This is a genomic window from Shewanella scandinavica, assembly GCF_031932065.1.
GTDB lineage: Bacteria > Pseudomonadota > Gammaproteobacteria > Enterobacterales > Shewanellaceae > Shewanella > Shewanella baltica.
On sequence record NZ_JAUOES010000047.1, the window covers coordinates 1 to 15,009 of the forward strand.

Genomic DNA, 15,009 nt, shown 5'->3' on the forward strand with positions numbered 1-15,009 from the left:
CGCATTTTGTCGGACTAGTTTTTCGCTGCGCTCCAAACCAGCCGCAAATGCGGGCGCTAGCAAGCAACGTCACCTGGAATAAGTAGGAATTAATACGTGAATGATAGAGTAATTTGGTTTTGTTGTTTTGCATTGCTTTTCATAGGGATGATTGTCGGTATCAACATTAATGCTGGCTCGATGACTCTAGATGCTCTTTACAAAGTTTTTGGTATTATCGCTGGTATAGGTACTTTACTAACTGCAATTATTGCTAGCGCAGCGCTACACACTTGGATGCATCAGTTCAGCCACGCTGAACGTTTCAAAGCTTTCAAAGAGCTTGAAGTGATAGGATTCGATTGTATAGGCGCTATAGAAAAGTATTGGGGGGTTTACAAAGATGAACATTTCCCTGCGAAAACACCTTGCCATTATAAGGATCATGAACTTGCAAGAAGTGAAAGTCTTGAGCTCTTTTGGGAATCGGAAGAACGATATCGCATAGGTGTTGATTTTGTACAATCTTTACTTTTAACAGAAGAAATTCAATATTTCGAATTCACATATAGTAACTTTGACACAAAAGTTCATGAAATTATTAGTGATATAGCTAATGCATATGAACAAGATGGGGAAGTAAGGCATAAAGCTCTATGCCATGTCGAGCGTAACATTCTGAATTTGAAACTAGACTTCAAAAAAAATCTACGAAAGTTCAGAGGTCGGTAAGCTCCAAAAGACAGGACAGGTACAGATCTTTGGGGATTAATAGCTCGTACAGTTGCGACAGAAGTTCACCTCCCCCTCGGAGTTGCCGCAGGGCATTTGCGTTCGTTGCGTGAGCGAGGCATGGATGCAGAGATAGCGTCAGTCGAATCAGGGACGAGCGTCTGACGCGATAACATTAGAACGCTTAATGCCCAAGGGGTTTTCAACTCCGTTGGGGGCGACAAAGGAGATCCAAGAGGGAATTGCTGTTGCTCCCCTCTTGGTCGGGTGTGGGGTGAAACCCCGCGACTTTGATTCATCTCGGCCGAAAGGCCGCAAGCTAAAGATGGGGCATCTACGGTCAGGGCCAAGCATCTAAAGCAATGGCATAAAGACACTTAATGCCCAAGTCCCCCACTCCGAGGTATAACCCCAACGCACTTTTCTAACTCACTTACCTTACAAGAATTTTCCTCAAAACTGAGTCTCACCAAGCAAGAGGCTTCAAACCAATGTGAGCGGCTTCAAATTGTGAATAGGATGGATTTCAAAGTGATACCAGGGGATTGCGCCTAGGAGATAAAAACCTTCATAATCGCCATTCAATCAACCGATTTTTTTACTTTCTCAAGGTCACTTTCTCAAGGTAGCTATGACATTTTCGTTGTTAGATATTTCTGCATTGGTGTGGTTTATCGTTTCTTGGGCTGGCTATACCGCCTTTGCCAGGCGTAAGGCGAAAGATACCGACTGTATTGCCCGTGGTCTGCATAAGCATAGAATTTACTGGATGCTTGAGGTGATGACCCGCGGCGTGCGCGTGGGTGATGCGGCGCTGCTGGCCAACTTAGAACGCAATATTGCCTTTTTTGCCTCGACAACCCTGTTTGTGCTCGCGGGTGTGCTGACCTTATTTGCACAAGTTGAGCGACTAGAAAGTGTGATTGCGACGATTCCCTGCGCAACGCCACCGAATCATGCGTTGGTGCAAGTCAAACTCGCACTGTTAGTCGGTATTTTTGTGATGGCCTTCTTCCAGTTTACTTGGTCGATGCGCCAATACGGTTTTGTGAACGTGATGATAGGCGCGGGTCCTTTAGACAGCGATGGCTCGAACGACAATCTAAAAGCCTACGCAAGGCAGATGGCGACGGTACAAGATCAAGCGGCGCACTCTTATAACTATGGCTTACGCGCCTATTACTTTTCGATGGCGGTATTGTGCTGGTTTGTGCACCCGATACTGTTTATTTCGGCGAGCTTATTTGTGGTCGCGACCTTATATCGCCGCGAATTTAAATCCCGCGCGGTTCAAGCTATTACAGCGGCAAAAGGCCATCTGCAAATAGAGAATCAAGTCCGGGAAGCGGCTCGTAACCACAAAATAGAGTCATAACCTTAGCGGTTTAGGTTGCAGGCGTCATCTGGGTTGAAATTATTGTTCTATACTCTTTGGGTTATGTTTCTATTGAAATACTGGGAGAGTGCTATGAGCGATAACTTATTAACCTTAGATGAAGTGTGCAAAATGTTAGATAAAACACCTGCAACCATCAAACGTTTCGCTCGGGAGAATTTACTCTCGAGTGTTCAAGAAGGTGACGAATTAAAATTCCCTGAAGCGGAAGTGAAACGCTATCTCGCCTTTTCACAACGCTTAGGCTAAAACCCATTAGGCAACTAACGGCAAATAAAGCGGGGTAACCGCTGCTTAAATCGTTTGATTTTGATTTTGAGTTTAAGTTTAAGTTTGTGAAAGTGGCTTGAATGTAAATGCGATGCTTCAGTTTAAATACAAGGCTTAAGTTTAAGTCGTCGATAGCGAGTTAAAAACAAACAGTGAATGCGATATGGACAGTGACGCTCAAAGGGATTTGAACTAAGCCATAGCGGTTTGTTGCGAGGGATTGCTTAGCCGGATTTAGCATCCGGCCATTAAACTTACACCGCTAAACTTTAAGCTATTAAACGTTAAGCCATTAAACCTCAAGCTTTTAATCCAACAAGATTGAATCATCACAGATCATTTAAAGCCTGTTGCAACTGTCGATAGGATAACCTCTCCCGCTGCGTTTCACTTAAGCCCAAATCGGCAGCGAGTTGCTGCAATTGAACGTCATACTTAGGCAACAAGGTCTCATCATTGGTCATAATCGCAAGCTCGGCAAAATCCCCTAAGCCTTCGAGATGATCGATTGTTAGATGAAATTCACCGAGGAAATAGATACTGCGGCGCTTTTTAATTTCCAGTACGCACTCATAACCTAAGGTATACAACATACTCTTTGCCTTGGTCGCTTCTGTGATATTAACGGCTTCACAGCGGTCTTTCTCCGGCCCTTTCACTATCCACAGCATAATCCCCGATGGCTGCATCTCACGGATACACAAGCTCTTGTGTTCGCCTTTAAGTGATTGTGATGGCAGATCAAAGTAACAGTCATGCTCAAGGTTATCTTCGAGCATGATCTCAGGATTTCTCATCTGCAAGGCAGCGAAAAAAGCGTGGTGATCCAATAAGCGATATTTAAGCTCGACTTCAAACTTACCATTAAAATGGGCATTGATTTGTGGGGCTAATGCTTCTGGCATCGCAGGGTTCATCGATTTATATCCGCTTTTAATGGGTAAAATATATCGCTATTCATCATATTGAGCATCAAAGGTTTGAGCATTAACGCCTTGAATACAGCTGGCTTAAGCGAGTCTTTGGTATAGGGCCTGATACTCTGCACTGTCTTCAATTAAGCTCTGGTGAGTGCCAGACGCAATAATCTTACCCTGACCGAGTAGATGAATGTGATCCATCTTCGCCATAGCAGTTAAACGATGGCTAATCATCAGCAAGGTTTTATCCTTAGCAAATTCAAACAGTAAACTTAAAATCTCCCGCTCGGTACGCTTATCAAGCCCTTCAGTCGGTTCATCGAGCAATAGCAGCGGCGCATCACGCAGCAGCGCTCTTGCAACACCAATTCGGCGCTGCTCGCCGCCCGAAAGCTGACGTCCACCTTCACCTATCCACCTATCCAGCGGTTTATCTCCCGTGAGTAAAGCGCCAAGTCCAACCCGCTGTAACACATCAATCAAGCGTGCGTCGTGGGCCGTGCGTTTCTCGCCTTCGATAACAGGTAGCGCTAATACTAAATTTTCCCGCAAGGTGCCCGCAAACAAATAGATGCGTTGGCTAATCACAGTTATCGCATCCCTAAGGCCGCGCTCGCTGTAATCTGAAAGAGGAAGACCATCGAGCTTGATGTGCCCTTGCTGGGCTTGCCATTCGCGGGTAATCAGCGCCAGTAAGCTCGACTTACCGCAACCCGTTGGCCCAAGTAACGCGACTTTTTGCCCCGCTTTTATCTCAAGGGACAAACCTTGCAGCACGTGTTGATCGTCTCGATAACCAAAGTGGATATCTTCAATCTGTAAGGCGCCAGATTTTGCCCTCAGGCCAGTATCGGCGACAAATTGAATATCGGCCTCTTGTTCAGTGATTTCATTAATCCGTGTCGCCGCCAATACGCAGCCAGACAAATGCTGAAACGCGCCCGCAATCGGCATCATCATCTCAACGCAGGCCATAGTGGCAAACACCATAAGCGCAAACATGGGGCCCGGCGGCACCGCATCACCCACACCTTGAGCGGCTAAATACAGCATCATGATCAAGGCTGAACCAGTGGAGAGGATCAATATGGCTTGGCTGAGCGCTGTGATATTGGCCATCGCACTTTGACTGCGAAACAGCTCTGTTTGCGCATCATTCAGTTTTTGTCTGAATCTGTCGTTGGCGCCAAATAGGCTGAGTTCGGCTTGGCCTTGCAACATATCCAATAATTGCACCCGATAATGGCGCTTGGTTTCGAGCATAGTTCGGCTCGGCGCGTGTCCAAGGCGATAAAATAACAGTGGCATCACCAGCCAAATGGCGACTAAAAACAGGCAAAGACTGAGGGCAAGTTTGGCATCGAACCATGCGAGAAATAGATACAAGAGCCCAGTCATCAGCAGTGATGCCGCCATAGGCGTGAGCAGTCGCAGATATAGATGATCTAGGGTATCGATATCGGCAACTAAGCGATTAAGCATGTCGCCACGGCGTAGCCCCTGCAGATTTTTAGCACTGAGCGGCAAGAGTTTACGCCACGCCCAAACGCGAAGCTCTGTCAGCAGCTTAAAGGTCGCCTCATGGGTCGCTAAACGCTCGCCATAGCGACTGGCAGTACGGGCAATGGATAAGAAACGCACGCCGCCCGCAGGAGTGAAAAAGTTAAAGGACTGCGCCGTGATTATCGTCAAACCCGCGACCGCAGTAGCGGAAAGAAACCAGCCCGAAAGTGACAGTAAACCTATGCCAGCCATTAAAGTAATAATGGTCAGCAGCAAGCCCACGGACATCATCAGCCATTGGCGCGAGAACAATCGAATAAAGGGGATTAGCACTTTCATTGGGCCTCTCCTTTAGTGGGCTCGGCGGCACTGTCGAGTGGAGTATCACAGTCAAGCGGCGTATCACTGGCGCTGGTCGGTAAAGGTACAAGTTCAATATCCGCCACGGACTCAATATTCTCACGCAGCAAGGTTTGGAATAAGCCGTGCGTGTTAGACAAAGTGGTAAAGTCGCCCCGCTGTACTATCAAGCCTTTATCGAGCACAAGAATAGTATCCATTTGATCTAACTGATCTAATCTATGGGTTACCATAATACACATCTTACCCGCCATGGCCCGATTTAACGCAGAACTCACCGCCTGCTCACTCTGACTATCTAAACTGGCCGTAGGCTCATCGAGGACAAACAAACTCGCCTTTTGCCCAAGCGCCCTTGCTAAGGCAATACGTTGAGCTTGACCAACAGATAAACCGGAGGATTGCTCACCGACTGGCGCCTCTAATCCCAGTGGCTGCGCCTTAACGAAGTCGCTGATATTGGCCTCAGCCAGTAAGTGCCACAGCGTATCGTCGGGCAGAGTGGGGTCGGCTAAAGCTACGTTATCCCGCACAGTACCGTGGAATAACTGCGGTTCTTGGCCCAGCCAAGCTAAATGCTGGCGCCAATGGGCTAAATCTAATGCGGATAACTCATGGCCATTGATCAGCAAATGGCCCTTGTAAGGTAAAAATCCCAATAAGGCGTTGAGTAAACTGGTTTTCCCCGCACCGCTTGGGCCAACTAAGGCTAAACGTTGATTGTCTTTTAATTCAAAACTCAGCGGGCCAAGTAAACGCGTGCCATCAACACTAAACACTTCAAGATGATCAGCACTCAGCGTTTCTATGCTATTGATACGCACTTGGCCGACAAACTCAGGTTCGGGATGTTCGAGCAAGGTAATCAAGGCTTCCGCGGCGCCGACGGCCTGCGCCTTAGCGTGGTAATGAGTGCCCATATCCCGCAGCGGTTGATAAAACTCAGGGGCTAAAATCAGAATAAACAGCCCAGTAAACAGGCTAAATGGAATACCGACTATTTGAGGATCCGTACTTGAGCTGATATTGGCATGCGCGCCATAGTAGCCAAAATCTAAGTGACCTAAGTAACTGAAACCAAAATAAACCGCCAGCACAGCAATCGAAACCGCCGCAAAAAACTCTAATACCGCCGAGCTTAAAAAAGCCATGCGCAGTACCGACATAGTGCGACTACGGAACTCTTCCGAAGCAGTGGCGATTACCTTTAGCTCAGCATCACCACGGTGGAAGAGTTTCAAGGTGCTTAAGCCTTTTAATCTATCCATAAAGTGGCCGCTTAATCTTGCAAGCGCACTGAAATTTTTGCGATTGGCATCGGCAGCGCCCATGCCAACTAAGATCATAAACATAGGGATTAACGGCGCTGTGAGTAACAGAATTAATCCTGCCGCCCAGTTAATCGGGAAAACCGCCGCTAAGATGAGTACGGGAATAAAACCAGCAAGGCTGATTTGTGGGAGGTATCTGGCATAAAAGTCTTGTAAATCTTCGACTTGCTCTAACACTATACTGGCCCAACTGCCTGCGGGTTTACCTTTAATAAACGCCGGACCTAGCTTAGTCAACTTATCCATCACTGCCGCGCGAATATGACCACGTAGACGCTTACCCGCCTCAAAACTGGCGCGTTCACGACCATAAGCCAGCAAGGCGCGCAGTAACATCAAGGCGATTAACGCAATCAAATGAGGAGTATAAGTATCAATACTCACGCTGGAACTGACCATTTGGGCATTGTCAGTTAGCGGTACGACTTGCTGCCCCATGATCACGCCATCGAGAATCGTCGCGATAATATAAGCCTGTGCCACCATAGCGACGGCACTTATCATCCCAAGCCATAACGACAATTTAAGGAACAAACCACAGGCTTTTTTCTGGGCTTTAAGCCAAACAAGAAGGGATTTTTCTAACGACTTATCCATGGTGCTCCAACAAGAAAACAATTAAGCGACTCGTAGCGGGGATCGGCTATCGATAACACTCAGTTTAAGGGGGCTTGCAACGGCTAAAAAGTTCCGATAGGGACGCAGTATCGCAGGCATCTAAAGCAGATGAAACCCTATTACAGACTTTTGCTAGCAGACTCACAAAAACGAGCTAAAGATAAACAAATCCCTGAGTTAACGGAACTTTCCCTAGTACTAGCCTGTTTGGGGAAACTTAAAGTATTTAACCCTGATCAGTGAATCGCAGTAGTCAGTATTTAAACAAATGCGAGCTAACCATAAGTTAGCTCGTTGTTTATATTAAAGACTTACTGCACTGAGCCGTATTTCACTAACACATGCCAGAGCAACTTAAGTTCGTGGGCGACTTGGGCACGGTTACCGCGTTCGCGCCAATGCTGGGGTGAATGATATAAATCCCGCGCGGCCACACCTATCGCATACGCATCGACTCTGTCTTCTATGGCGATACGATTAGCGAGCGATGGCATAGTCGGCCCGCGAAAATCGCTTGGGATCTGCGCCGTATGTAGGCTAAAACCATCATGATATTGCAGCTCGATATCATATCTGTCGCAAATCTTGCTTAAGCTGGCGCCAATATCAGTGCCTTTAAAACTTGGATCGGCCACCAGCATGGCGATATCTTCATCGAGGGAAACATCGCCATGGATCTGCGCCTCGATATAATGGTCAAGATTATTCGATAACGGCCGCTCAAAACGTGACAGCAAGGAAGCATTGAGCTGATGCCCCAAATAATGAGTCACATTCAACGGCTTAAAGTCGGATTTGCCTAAGGCATAGTGACGCTCAAAACTCTCGGTCAGCAGCGCCGCTAACACATCATCAAAGCATGATAGCGTGCCCTTCTCTTTCGGATTGCGGTACGAGTCGAGATAACAAAAGGTTGAACGTGCCATCACACTGGCGTGGGTCAGCAAATAGCAGCTACCAAAACGTGGCGCGGGGCCGTCCTGCCACATGCCCAGATCGAGTGCGCCATATTTAGGCCGAGATTTAGTGCCCTTGTATACATCACCAAACAGCTGATTTTCCCAGTGATCCCTTGGGCCACCTAATTCAGGGGATAACTGACCGTTGGAAATATGGGTCTCAAACTGACTGCGGTATTGACCATCGCGCAGCAAACCTTCGGCCACTGTCATACCACGGCTGTCGATTCTATCGGGGTGAAAATGCAGCGCAATTCGGCCGCAGTTGAGCAATTGTTTGAGGGCGAGTTGCATCTCATGCATGGGAATGTTCGACATCTGCTGCACATTTTTAATCACAGCGACGGCCTGTTCACTGCGACCTCGAGCAAGGCGTTCAATATGCTGTATCGCTGTCATAATCCACCTATAGATGAGAGGCGTTTAACCGTTTCCCGCGTTAGCTCATCCTAAAATAAACACGAGAGTAATCGCAAGCATGCAGAGAATAGATATTGATGAATTCTACTCCTATCGCCTTGAGTTTATACCACTCAAATTTATCTAGCGTGATCTACCGCTAACTCACTCTAACTTTTAGATAAAAAGTGCCGACAAGTTAACTTTAAACCGGCTTGTTTCGCTGATTGAATCAGCCTGATAGCCATACTGTACATTTGGAGAATCCATTAGGCTCAACCGCACCCCAAAATAACAGTAAAAGTGTGCCCACAAAGCCTCTACCAGTACAAAACGGCACTTCGTAGGACGCAGATTCGCTCTCAATAAGCTCAAATTCGGCTGAGGAAACTTGCGCCTAAAAGATAAGCGAGACCGAGTGAAAGCCGCTGACAAGCGATTTATGTGCCAATATGAATGAAACCCTATGCAAAAGTCTTTATTCGATGGCACTTAGGGCCCCGATCCTGTAAGCTGCACGCCCGCCAGCAGACCTGGCTATTGACCATAAATGCAGCAAAGCGTTGCCACAAGAGACCAATCTATGAGTTTTACCTCCCTGGGCTTATCGGCCCCGATACTTAAAGCCGTTGCCGAACAAGGCTACGACACACCTTCGCCAATCCAAGCTCAAGCAATTCCAGCTGTGCTTCAAGGCAAAGATGTGATGGCGGCCGCCCAAACAGGAACAGGTAAAACAGCAGGTTTCACCCTACCTATGCTCGAACTCCTGAGTAAAGGTAACCGTGCCCAAGCAGGCCAAGTGCGCGCATTAGTGTTAACTCCAACACGCGAATTGGCGGCTCAGGTTGCAGAAAGTGTTGAAACCTATGGTAAAAATTTACCACTGCGCTCAGCGGTGATATTTGGTGGCGTGCCTATCAATCCACAAATCGCGAAATTGCGCCACGGTGTCGACGTATTAGTCGCCACACCAGGTCGATTGATGGATTTGTACAATCAAAAAGCGGTGAAATTCAGCCAGCTTGAAATCTTAGTATTAGATGAAGCCGATCGCATGCTCGACATGGGCTTTATCCGCGACATCCGTAAGATCCTGGCCATTTTACCTAAGCAACGCCAAAACCTGATGTTCTCAGCCACCTTCTCCGATGAAATTCGTGAACTGGCAAAAGGCTTAGTGAATAATCCGGTCGAAATTTCGGTTACGCCACGTAACGCGGCGGCGACCACAGTAAAACAATGGGTTTGCCCAGTCGATAAGAGCCAGAAATCGGCACTGTTGATCCAACTCTTCAAGCAAAACGATTGGCAACAAGTGCTGGTATTCTCGCGCACTAAACATGGCGCTAACCGTCTGGCGAAAAGCCTTGAAGATGCGGGCATTAAAGCCGCCGCTATCCACGGTAACAAGAGCCAAACAGCACGAACTAAAGCCTTGGCCGACTTTAAAAATGGTCAAGCTCGCGTACTGGTTGCAACCGATATCGCTGCACGTGGTTTGGACATTGACCAATTGCCACAAGTGGTTAACTTCGACTTACCGAACGTGCCTGAAGATTATGTGCATCGTATCGGCCGTACTGGCCGCGCTGGTGCATCGGGTCAAGCCGTGTCACTGGTGAGCAACGAAGAAATCAAACTGCTGAACGATATCGAGCGTTTGATCAATCGCGTATTAGACCGAGAAATGGTTGAAGGCTTTAACCATGTATTGCCTGAGTCACGTTTAGGTGGCGGCGGAAAAAGCAGCGGTAAATCAGTACCAAGCCGTAGAAATACCCGCAGCTCAAACCAACCTAGCTCACGCGATGGTGCCCCAAGAAGCGCCGAGCATAAAGACGGTCAACGCAGCGGTGACGTCGCGCGCGGCCACAAGCCAAACGACAAGAACCCAAGACACAGCGGTGAAGCCAGTAGCGCCCCCCGCAGTGATGCCAAACCTCGTCCGCCACGTTCAAACGATGGCCGTGCCAATAGCGCAGGCGCTAGTCGTCCAAGTGAAAGCCGTTCAGGTTCTGGCGAAAATCGTGGCCAAGCGGGTGAGAACCCTTACGCCAATGGCCCAAAGAAAAACACCCGTCGCCCAAATAACGGCGCGAGTCGTCCAAGACATTCACAGGATTAATGCACCCACTGAGCGAACTCGCTTGGCGATTTAGCCGCATTAAGCCCTAAAAAGAAACGCCCAACTCCGTATGGAATTGGGCGTTTTTGTTTGTCTTTGTTTATATAGTCAACAAGCTGCACAATACGTTTAGCTCATTATCCACACATTGACCAATAACTCGCTTGAACAATCGCCGCTTTAAACAACAGCCTAAACAATAGCTTAAAACAGCAACCTAAGTTAATTTGCCTTAATATCTGGCAACTGCTGCAGGACTTCATCCGTAAAATAGGGTTCATCTTCAACCCAAAAAATGTAGTCTAGCCCTAGGTAGTTTTGTGCAAAATCCAGCAGATCAGGCACAGTATTCTTTTTACCTGTCTTGGGATTAATCTGCCGCAAATTACCGTCTTGCACCGCCATGCCTTTCACCAATGCCGCTGGATATTCTTTAATAAAGGCGTAACTCTGTCCCATATGGCCTTTACGATATGGCATTAAATCTGGGCCACCTACGCCCATATTGAGCGCTTTGGCTTGCGCAAATAAGCCTCGCATATAGCCTTTGTCATTCCATGGCAGCCATTCGTCTGGCAAAAAGTTCAAATACACCATAGCGGTTGAATGCTGAAATGACCCAGCTAATACCTGCATGTTTTCGCCAATCGCATCGATATAGTCTTTAGGATTAAAATCACTGGGGAAGGTGGTTGTTCCGTCGGCGTTTTCAGTCCCCACTTCAATTGAGCTTTCACTAAAGTTAATACCAGTGATTTTCCCATCAAACTCTTGGCCTAGCTGGCGCACCAATTGTTGATAACGCGCACGTACTGCAGGCTCCCACATTTTGGCAGACCAGCCGTATTCGTCATCCGTCACAGGTTTATTGGGATCACGCTCTGGTGCACTCAACATGCTTTGCTTCAACACGCCGCCTTGATAAATCGGAGCATCGAGCAAATACTGAGGCACGTTAAACCTCGGCGTAAAGGATTTCTCTTGCAACTGGATCCACAATTTTTTGCCTATCGAAACATAAATACTCCAAACCGATGCAGGCCTTATCACCTGACAAAGTCGTTAATCTGCTCATTTATTTTTACCCTGAATCACTTCTATCACAGGCAAGCTGAGGGGCATATCAATTCAGCAGACAAATACAAAGTGTTACTTAACTGCCCACCTTAATTAGCATTTACAAAACAAAAAGACTCAGTTATTGCATTAATCACACCCAACAAAAAAGGGAATAAACCTGAGTTTATTCCCTTTAAAAGTGAAGTGAATTAAATCGAGGTACGATTCAACTCAAGCTAAGCCAAGCTTACTTCATTGGCCAAGCGCGGTAAGATTTACCTTTAATGCGGCCGCCAGTTAGCTTGTTCAGCGCTTTCTTGGCAACCTTACGATTAACGGCCACATAGGCGCGGTAATCGGTCACTTGGATTTTACCCACCTGTGAGCCTTCGATACCGTTTTCGCCCGTCAGCGCGCCTAAGATATCCCCTGGACGCAGTTTCTCCTTCTTACCGCCATCGATCTGCAAAGTGATCATGGTTGGCGCTGCAGGCGTGTTGCCGAGCAGGCTTTCAGATGGCAGTGATTCGCTGGTAATTTCGCGCTCTAAATACTCTTCTAACAAGGCAATCTTGTAACCGTCTTGGTCGTTATAGAAGGTATAAGCGGCGCCTTTACTGCCCGCACGGCCAGTACGACCGATACGGTGAATGTGGACTTCAGTGTCGTAGGCAACGTGATAGTTAAACACGGCATCCAGCGCATCGATATCTAAACCACGGGCGGCAACGTCGGTTGCCACTAAGACACAGGCACTCTTATTAGCAAATTGCAGCAGGGTTTCGTCCCTGTCTCTTTGCTCTAAATCACCGTGCAAAGCCAATACGCTAAAGCCTAAACCTTCGAGCTCATCGGCCACTTTTTGGGTTTCGCGTTTAGTATTACAGAACACCACAGCGCTTTCAGGCTTATGCTCTAACAACAATAATTGCAGCGCTTGCATACGCGCCTTGTCATCGTCTAAATGATAAAAATGTTGGGCGATGCTCAAGCTGTCGTGATTACCTTCAACTTTAACCATGCTTGGGTCATACATGATTTGCTTAGCAATCGATTGAATTTGCTCAGGGAACGTCGCGCTAAATAGCAACGTCTGACGCTCACGTGGCGCTTGTTCGATAATCGCATCGAGGGCGGGTTGAAAGCCCATTTCTAACATGCGATCAGCTTCATCGAGCACTAACATGTTGAGATTACTTAAATCTAGGCGATTGCGATCTAAGTGATCGACGATACGGCCAGGTGTACCCACAATAATGTGCGCGCCGTGTTCCAGCGAGCCAACCTGTGGCCCCATAGGCACGCCGCCGCAAAGTGTCAGTACTTTAACGTTATGAATACCACGGGCAAGGGTGCGGATTTCCTGTGCCACTTGGTCGGCCAACTCACGGGTTGGGCATAACACTAAGGTTTGAATGCGAAAGCGTTTAACGTCTAACTTGTTCAGTAATCCTAAGCCGAAGGCGGCCGTTTTACCCGAGCCAGTTTTACCCTGACCTATCACATCCTGCCCCGCTAAAATGGGTGGCAAACTTTGCGCCTGAATTGGCGTCATCTCGTTGTAGCCCATAGAAGAAAGGTTCTCAAGCAGTTCGGGTTTTAGCTTAAGAGTCGAAAAAGCCATTGATGGATTAGGCTTAGTATCAGAGTTGCTCAAGGTGAATATCCTGTGGTGGGTAACGAAGCGGCTGCTAGGTTACTGAAATTGCGTTACTTATCGATTAAACTGGTCTATCAAGATTCTGGCTAGCTTGAGTTAAGAATAAAGCGCTATGCTCGCTCAACCCAAAAGCACGGCTATTGTAGCAACAAAGCGCAGCTTTTGCCTCAAGTCCTTAATCAATAGACATAGCTGGCGTGAACAGCAACAAAAAGCCCTGTAGGAATACAGGGCTTAGGGCTAACTTAGATTTAGGTTTGGGTTTAGAATTCGCTCAGCGCGGCTGATTTAACAAATTACGCGATTTGGCCGAAACGCCCTTCTTGATAATCGCGAATCGCCTGCTGAATTTCCGCTTGGGTGTTCATCACAAAGGGACCCATCTGGACGATTTTTTCACGGATAGGTTTACCCGCAAACAGTAACATCCCTGCGCCGCGCTCATCGGCTTTAAGCTTAAGCACACTTTGGCTATCGAGCACTAAAAATTCGCCCTGATGATATGACCACTGTGAATCTTCACCCTTGCTTAAGTCACCTTGGTACAAGTACAAGGCGACAAACTCGTGTTGAGACAAATCAAGCGTGGCCTCAGCGTTTGGCGCTAGGCTCAAATCAGCAATGGCAGCTTCGCCCGCTAATCCTTGGATGGCCGCACTAATCAGTGGTTGATCTTTAAAGCCCCAATCACCCGCTAAGGCTTTTAAGCTAGCGCCCGTGTTATTGGTCGCTTCAACGCTAGCGCTACCCGCAGTATCTTGATACTTCGCTGGACGCAGCTTGTCTTTGGCGGGCATGTTGACCCAAATTTGGAACCCATGCAGACCATCGACAGCATCGGCAAGTGGCATTTCAGAGTGCACTACCCCGAACCCGGTACTCATCCACTGCACATCGCCGGCACGAATCGCCTTCACATTGCCCATTTGGTCACGGTGCTCAAAACCGCCCTTACGAATATAAGTAAAGGTCTCCATTCCGCGATGGGGATGTGCGGGGAAGCCACCGATAAAGTCTTGTTCATCATCGGATTTTATTTCGTCGATCATCAAGAAAGGATCAAATTTAGTCGTCACAAAATCGGCGACACGGCGAATATTGACACCATCGCCATCCATCGCGGCTTTGGCGGAAAACTGACTTAATACTTTCATTGCTGCTCTCCTATCGGTTGAGCAAAGCGGTACGTGAAACGCCAAAATCATGTGGCTAACACAAGACGCAAACGCTTTGCTGATGGAGGCAGAATAACAAGGAAATTTACAAAAGAATAACGCGAAATCACGGTCTAAACATTCGATAAAATAGAACGGTAGGCAGTTGATATCCACTCACACAGGTTTGCCATGGCATTTACTCGTCGACTCACAGACAGTCCGTCCATGGGGCGGACGGTCGTCTCGCTAATCACCCTAGCTCACCGTTTTGGCTTTAGCGTAACCTGTAGATTTAAAAGACATACGCAACACACTTTTGGTCATCTCCGAGTTAGATTTTTAGCTCGAGTTAGTGAGTTTCGGATTAAAATTTCTATGGGTAACGCTCGCCATCAGCCGAGCGAGGTACGAGCGTCGATTGCATGGCATTGTTATAGCACAACCGGGTCCTCACGCATTTTTTCCCAGGTTTGTACCATCAGCTTCTTGGTTGGTCCCCAGCGATACCCCCCCAGCGCGCCACTTTGCTGGATAACCC

11 protein-coding genes are annotated in these 15,009 nt (G+C 47.6%); 4 read left to right on the top strand and 7 right to left on the bottom strand.

All coding sequences use genetic code 11. From position 1 onward, the window contains the following. Positions 1 to 96: 96 nt before the first annotated feature. The 3 genes from Q4Q50_RS21830 to Q4Q50_RS21840 all read left to right on the top strand — a co-directional run bounded on the left by Q4Q50_RS21830 (position 97) and on the right by Q4Q50_RS21840 (position 2,356). Positions 97 to 711: a hypothetical protein gene (locus Q4Q50_RS21830; RefSeq protein ID WP_311889678.1), complete on the top strand. Its 615-nt coding sequence runs from the start codon at positions 97 to 99 to the stop codon at positions 709 to 711. A gap of 631 nt (positions 712 to 1,342) precedes the next feature. Then, positions 1,343 to 2,086 carry a DUF599 domain-containing protein gene (locus tag Q4Q50_RS21835; RefSeq protein ID WP_311901113.1) on the top strand — a complete coding sequence of 248 codons (744 nt, stop codon included), beginning with the start codon at positions 1,343 to 1,345 and terminating at the stop codon, positions 2,084 to 2,086. Positions 2,087 to 2,179: 93 nt separating this feature from the next. Continuing rightward, positions 2,180 to 2,356 (top strand): helix-turn-helix domain-containing protein, encoded by a 177-nt coding sequence (locus tag Q4Q50_RS21840; protein WP_063883827.1) that lies wholly within the window; start codon positions 2,180 to 2,182, stop codon positions 2,354 to 2,356. Positions 2,357 to 2,706: 350 nt separating this feature from the next. On the opposite strand, the gene cyaB is transcribed toward Q4Q50_RS21840, so the two are convergent. From cyaB to Q4Q50_RS21860, 4 genes are all read right to left on the bottom strand, one after another. Next, positions 2,707 to 3,294, bottom strand: coding sequence for a class IV adenylate cyclase (gene cyaB, locus Q4Q50_RS21845; RefSeq protein WP_311901114.1), 588 nt, complete (start codon positions 3,292 to 3,294; stop codon positions 2,707 to 2,709). Between the two features lie 93 nt (positions 3,295 to 3,387). Then, positions 3,388 to 5,139 carry a heme ABC transporter ATP-binding protein/permease CydC gene (gene cydC / locus Q4Q50_RS21850; RefSeq protein WP_311901116.1) on the bottom strand — a complete coding sequence of 584 codons (1,752 nt, stop codon included), beginning with the start codon at positions 5,137 to 5,139 and terminating at the stop codon, positions 3,388 to 3,390. Further along, the gene (gene cydD, locus Q4Q50_RS21855) at positions 5,136 to 7,088 is read right to left on the bottom strand and encodes a heme ABC transporter permease/ATP-binding protein CydD (protein ID WP_311901117.1); all 1,953 of its coding nucleotides are present in this window, start codon (positions 7,086 to 7,088) and stop codon (positions 5,136 to 5,138) included. The genes cydC and cydD overlap by 4 nt, the downstream gene beginning before the upstream one ends. A 332-nt stretch (positions 7,089 to 7,420) precedes the next feature. Then, a complete protein-coding gene (locus Q4Q50_RS21860; RefSeq protein WP_311901119.1) occupies positions 7,421 to 8,467 on the bottom strand; it encodes a DUF3626 domain-containing protein in 1,047 nt (348 codons plus the stop codon). A gap of 583 nt (positions 8,468 to 9,050) precedes the next feature. Here Q4Q50_RS21860 and Q4Q50_RS21865 point away from each other — a divergent pair. Continuing rightward, the gene (locus Q4Q50_RS21865) at positions 9,051 to 10,595 is read left to right on the top strand and encodes a DEAD/DEAH box helicase (RefSeq protein ID WP_311901121.1); all 1,545 of its coding nucleotides are present in this window, start codon (positions 9,051 to 9,053) and stop codon (positions 10,593 to 10,595) included. A 222-nt stretch (positions 10,596 to 10,817) separates the two neighbouring features. On the opposite strand, the gene Q4Q50_RS21870 is transcribed toward Q4Q50_RS21865, so the two are convergent. The 3 genes from Q4Q50_RS21870 to Q4Q50_RS21880 all read right to left on the bottom strand — a co-directional run bounded on the left by Q4Q50_RS21870 (position 10,818) and on the right by Q4Q50_RS21880 (position 14,468). Further along, complete coding sequence (locus Q4Q50_RS21870) at positions 10,818 to 11,594, bottom strand: hypothetical protein (RefSeq protein ID WP_311901122.1); 777 nt, start codon at positions 11,592 to 11,594, stop codon at positions 10,818 to 10,820. A 307-nt stretch (positions 11,595 to 11,901) separates the two neighbouring features. Continuing rightward, positions 11,902 to 13,278, bottom strand: coding sequence for an ATP-dependent RNA helicase DbpA (dbpA, locus tag Q4Q50_RS21875; protein WP_011919916.1), 1,377 nt, complete (start codon positions 13,276 to 13,278; stop codon positions 11,902 to 11,904). A gap of 332 nt (positions 13,279 to 13,610) precedes the next feature. After that, on the bottom strand, positions 13,611 to 14,468 hold the full coding sequence (locus Q4Q50_RS21880; protein WP_259504448.1) for a pirin family protein: 858 nt from the start codon (positions 14,466 to 14,468) through the stop codon (positions 13,611 to 13,613). Positions 14,469 to 15,009 lie beyond the last annotated feature (541 nt).

What these genes read in the sequence shown, in the direction of transcription:
- Q4Q50_RS21835 (WP_311901113.1), top strand. Translation starts at nt 1,343, where the DNA reads ATGACATTTTCGTTGTTAGATATTTCTGCATTGGTGTGGTTTATCGTT.
- Q4Q50_RS21840 (WP_063883827.1), top strand. Translation starts at nt 2,180, where the DNA reads ATGAGCGATAACTTATTAACCTTAGATGAAGTGTGCAAAATGTTAGAT.
- cyaB (WP_311901114.1), bottom strand. Translation starts at nt 3,294, where the DNA reads ATGAACCCTGCGATGCCAGAAGCATTAGCCCCACAAATCAATGCCCAT.
- cydC (WP_311901116.1), bottom strand. Translation starts at nt 5,139, where the DNA reads ATGAAAGTGCTAATCCCCTTTATTCGATTGTTCTCGCGCCAATGGCTG.
- cydD (WP_311901117.1), bottom strand. Translation starts at nt 7,088, where the DNA reads ATGGATAAGTCGTTAGAAAAATCCCTTCTTGTTTGGCTTAAAGCCCAG.
- Q4Q50_RS21860 (WP_311901119.1), bottom strand. Translation starts at nt 8,467, where the DNA reads ATGACAGCGATACAGCATATTGAACGCCTTGCTCGAGGTCGCAGTGAA.
- Q4Q50_RS21865 (WP_311901121.1), top strand. Translation starts at nt 9,051, where the DNA reads ATGAGTTTTACCTCCCTGGGCTTATCGGCCCCGATACTTAAAGCCGTT.
- dbpA (WP_011919916.1), bottom strand. Translation starts at nt 13,278, where the DNA reads ATGGCTTTTTCGACTCTTAAGCTAAAACCCGAACTGCTTGAGAACCTT.
- Q4Q50_RS21880 (WP_259504448.1), bottom strand. Translation starts at nt 14,468, where the DNA reads ATGAAAGTATTAAGTCAGTTTTCCGCCAAAGCCGCGATGGATGGCGAT.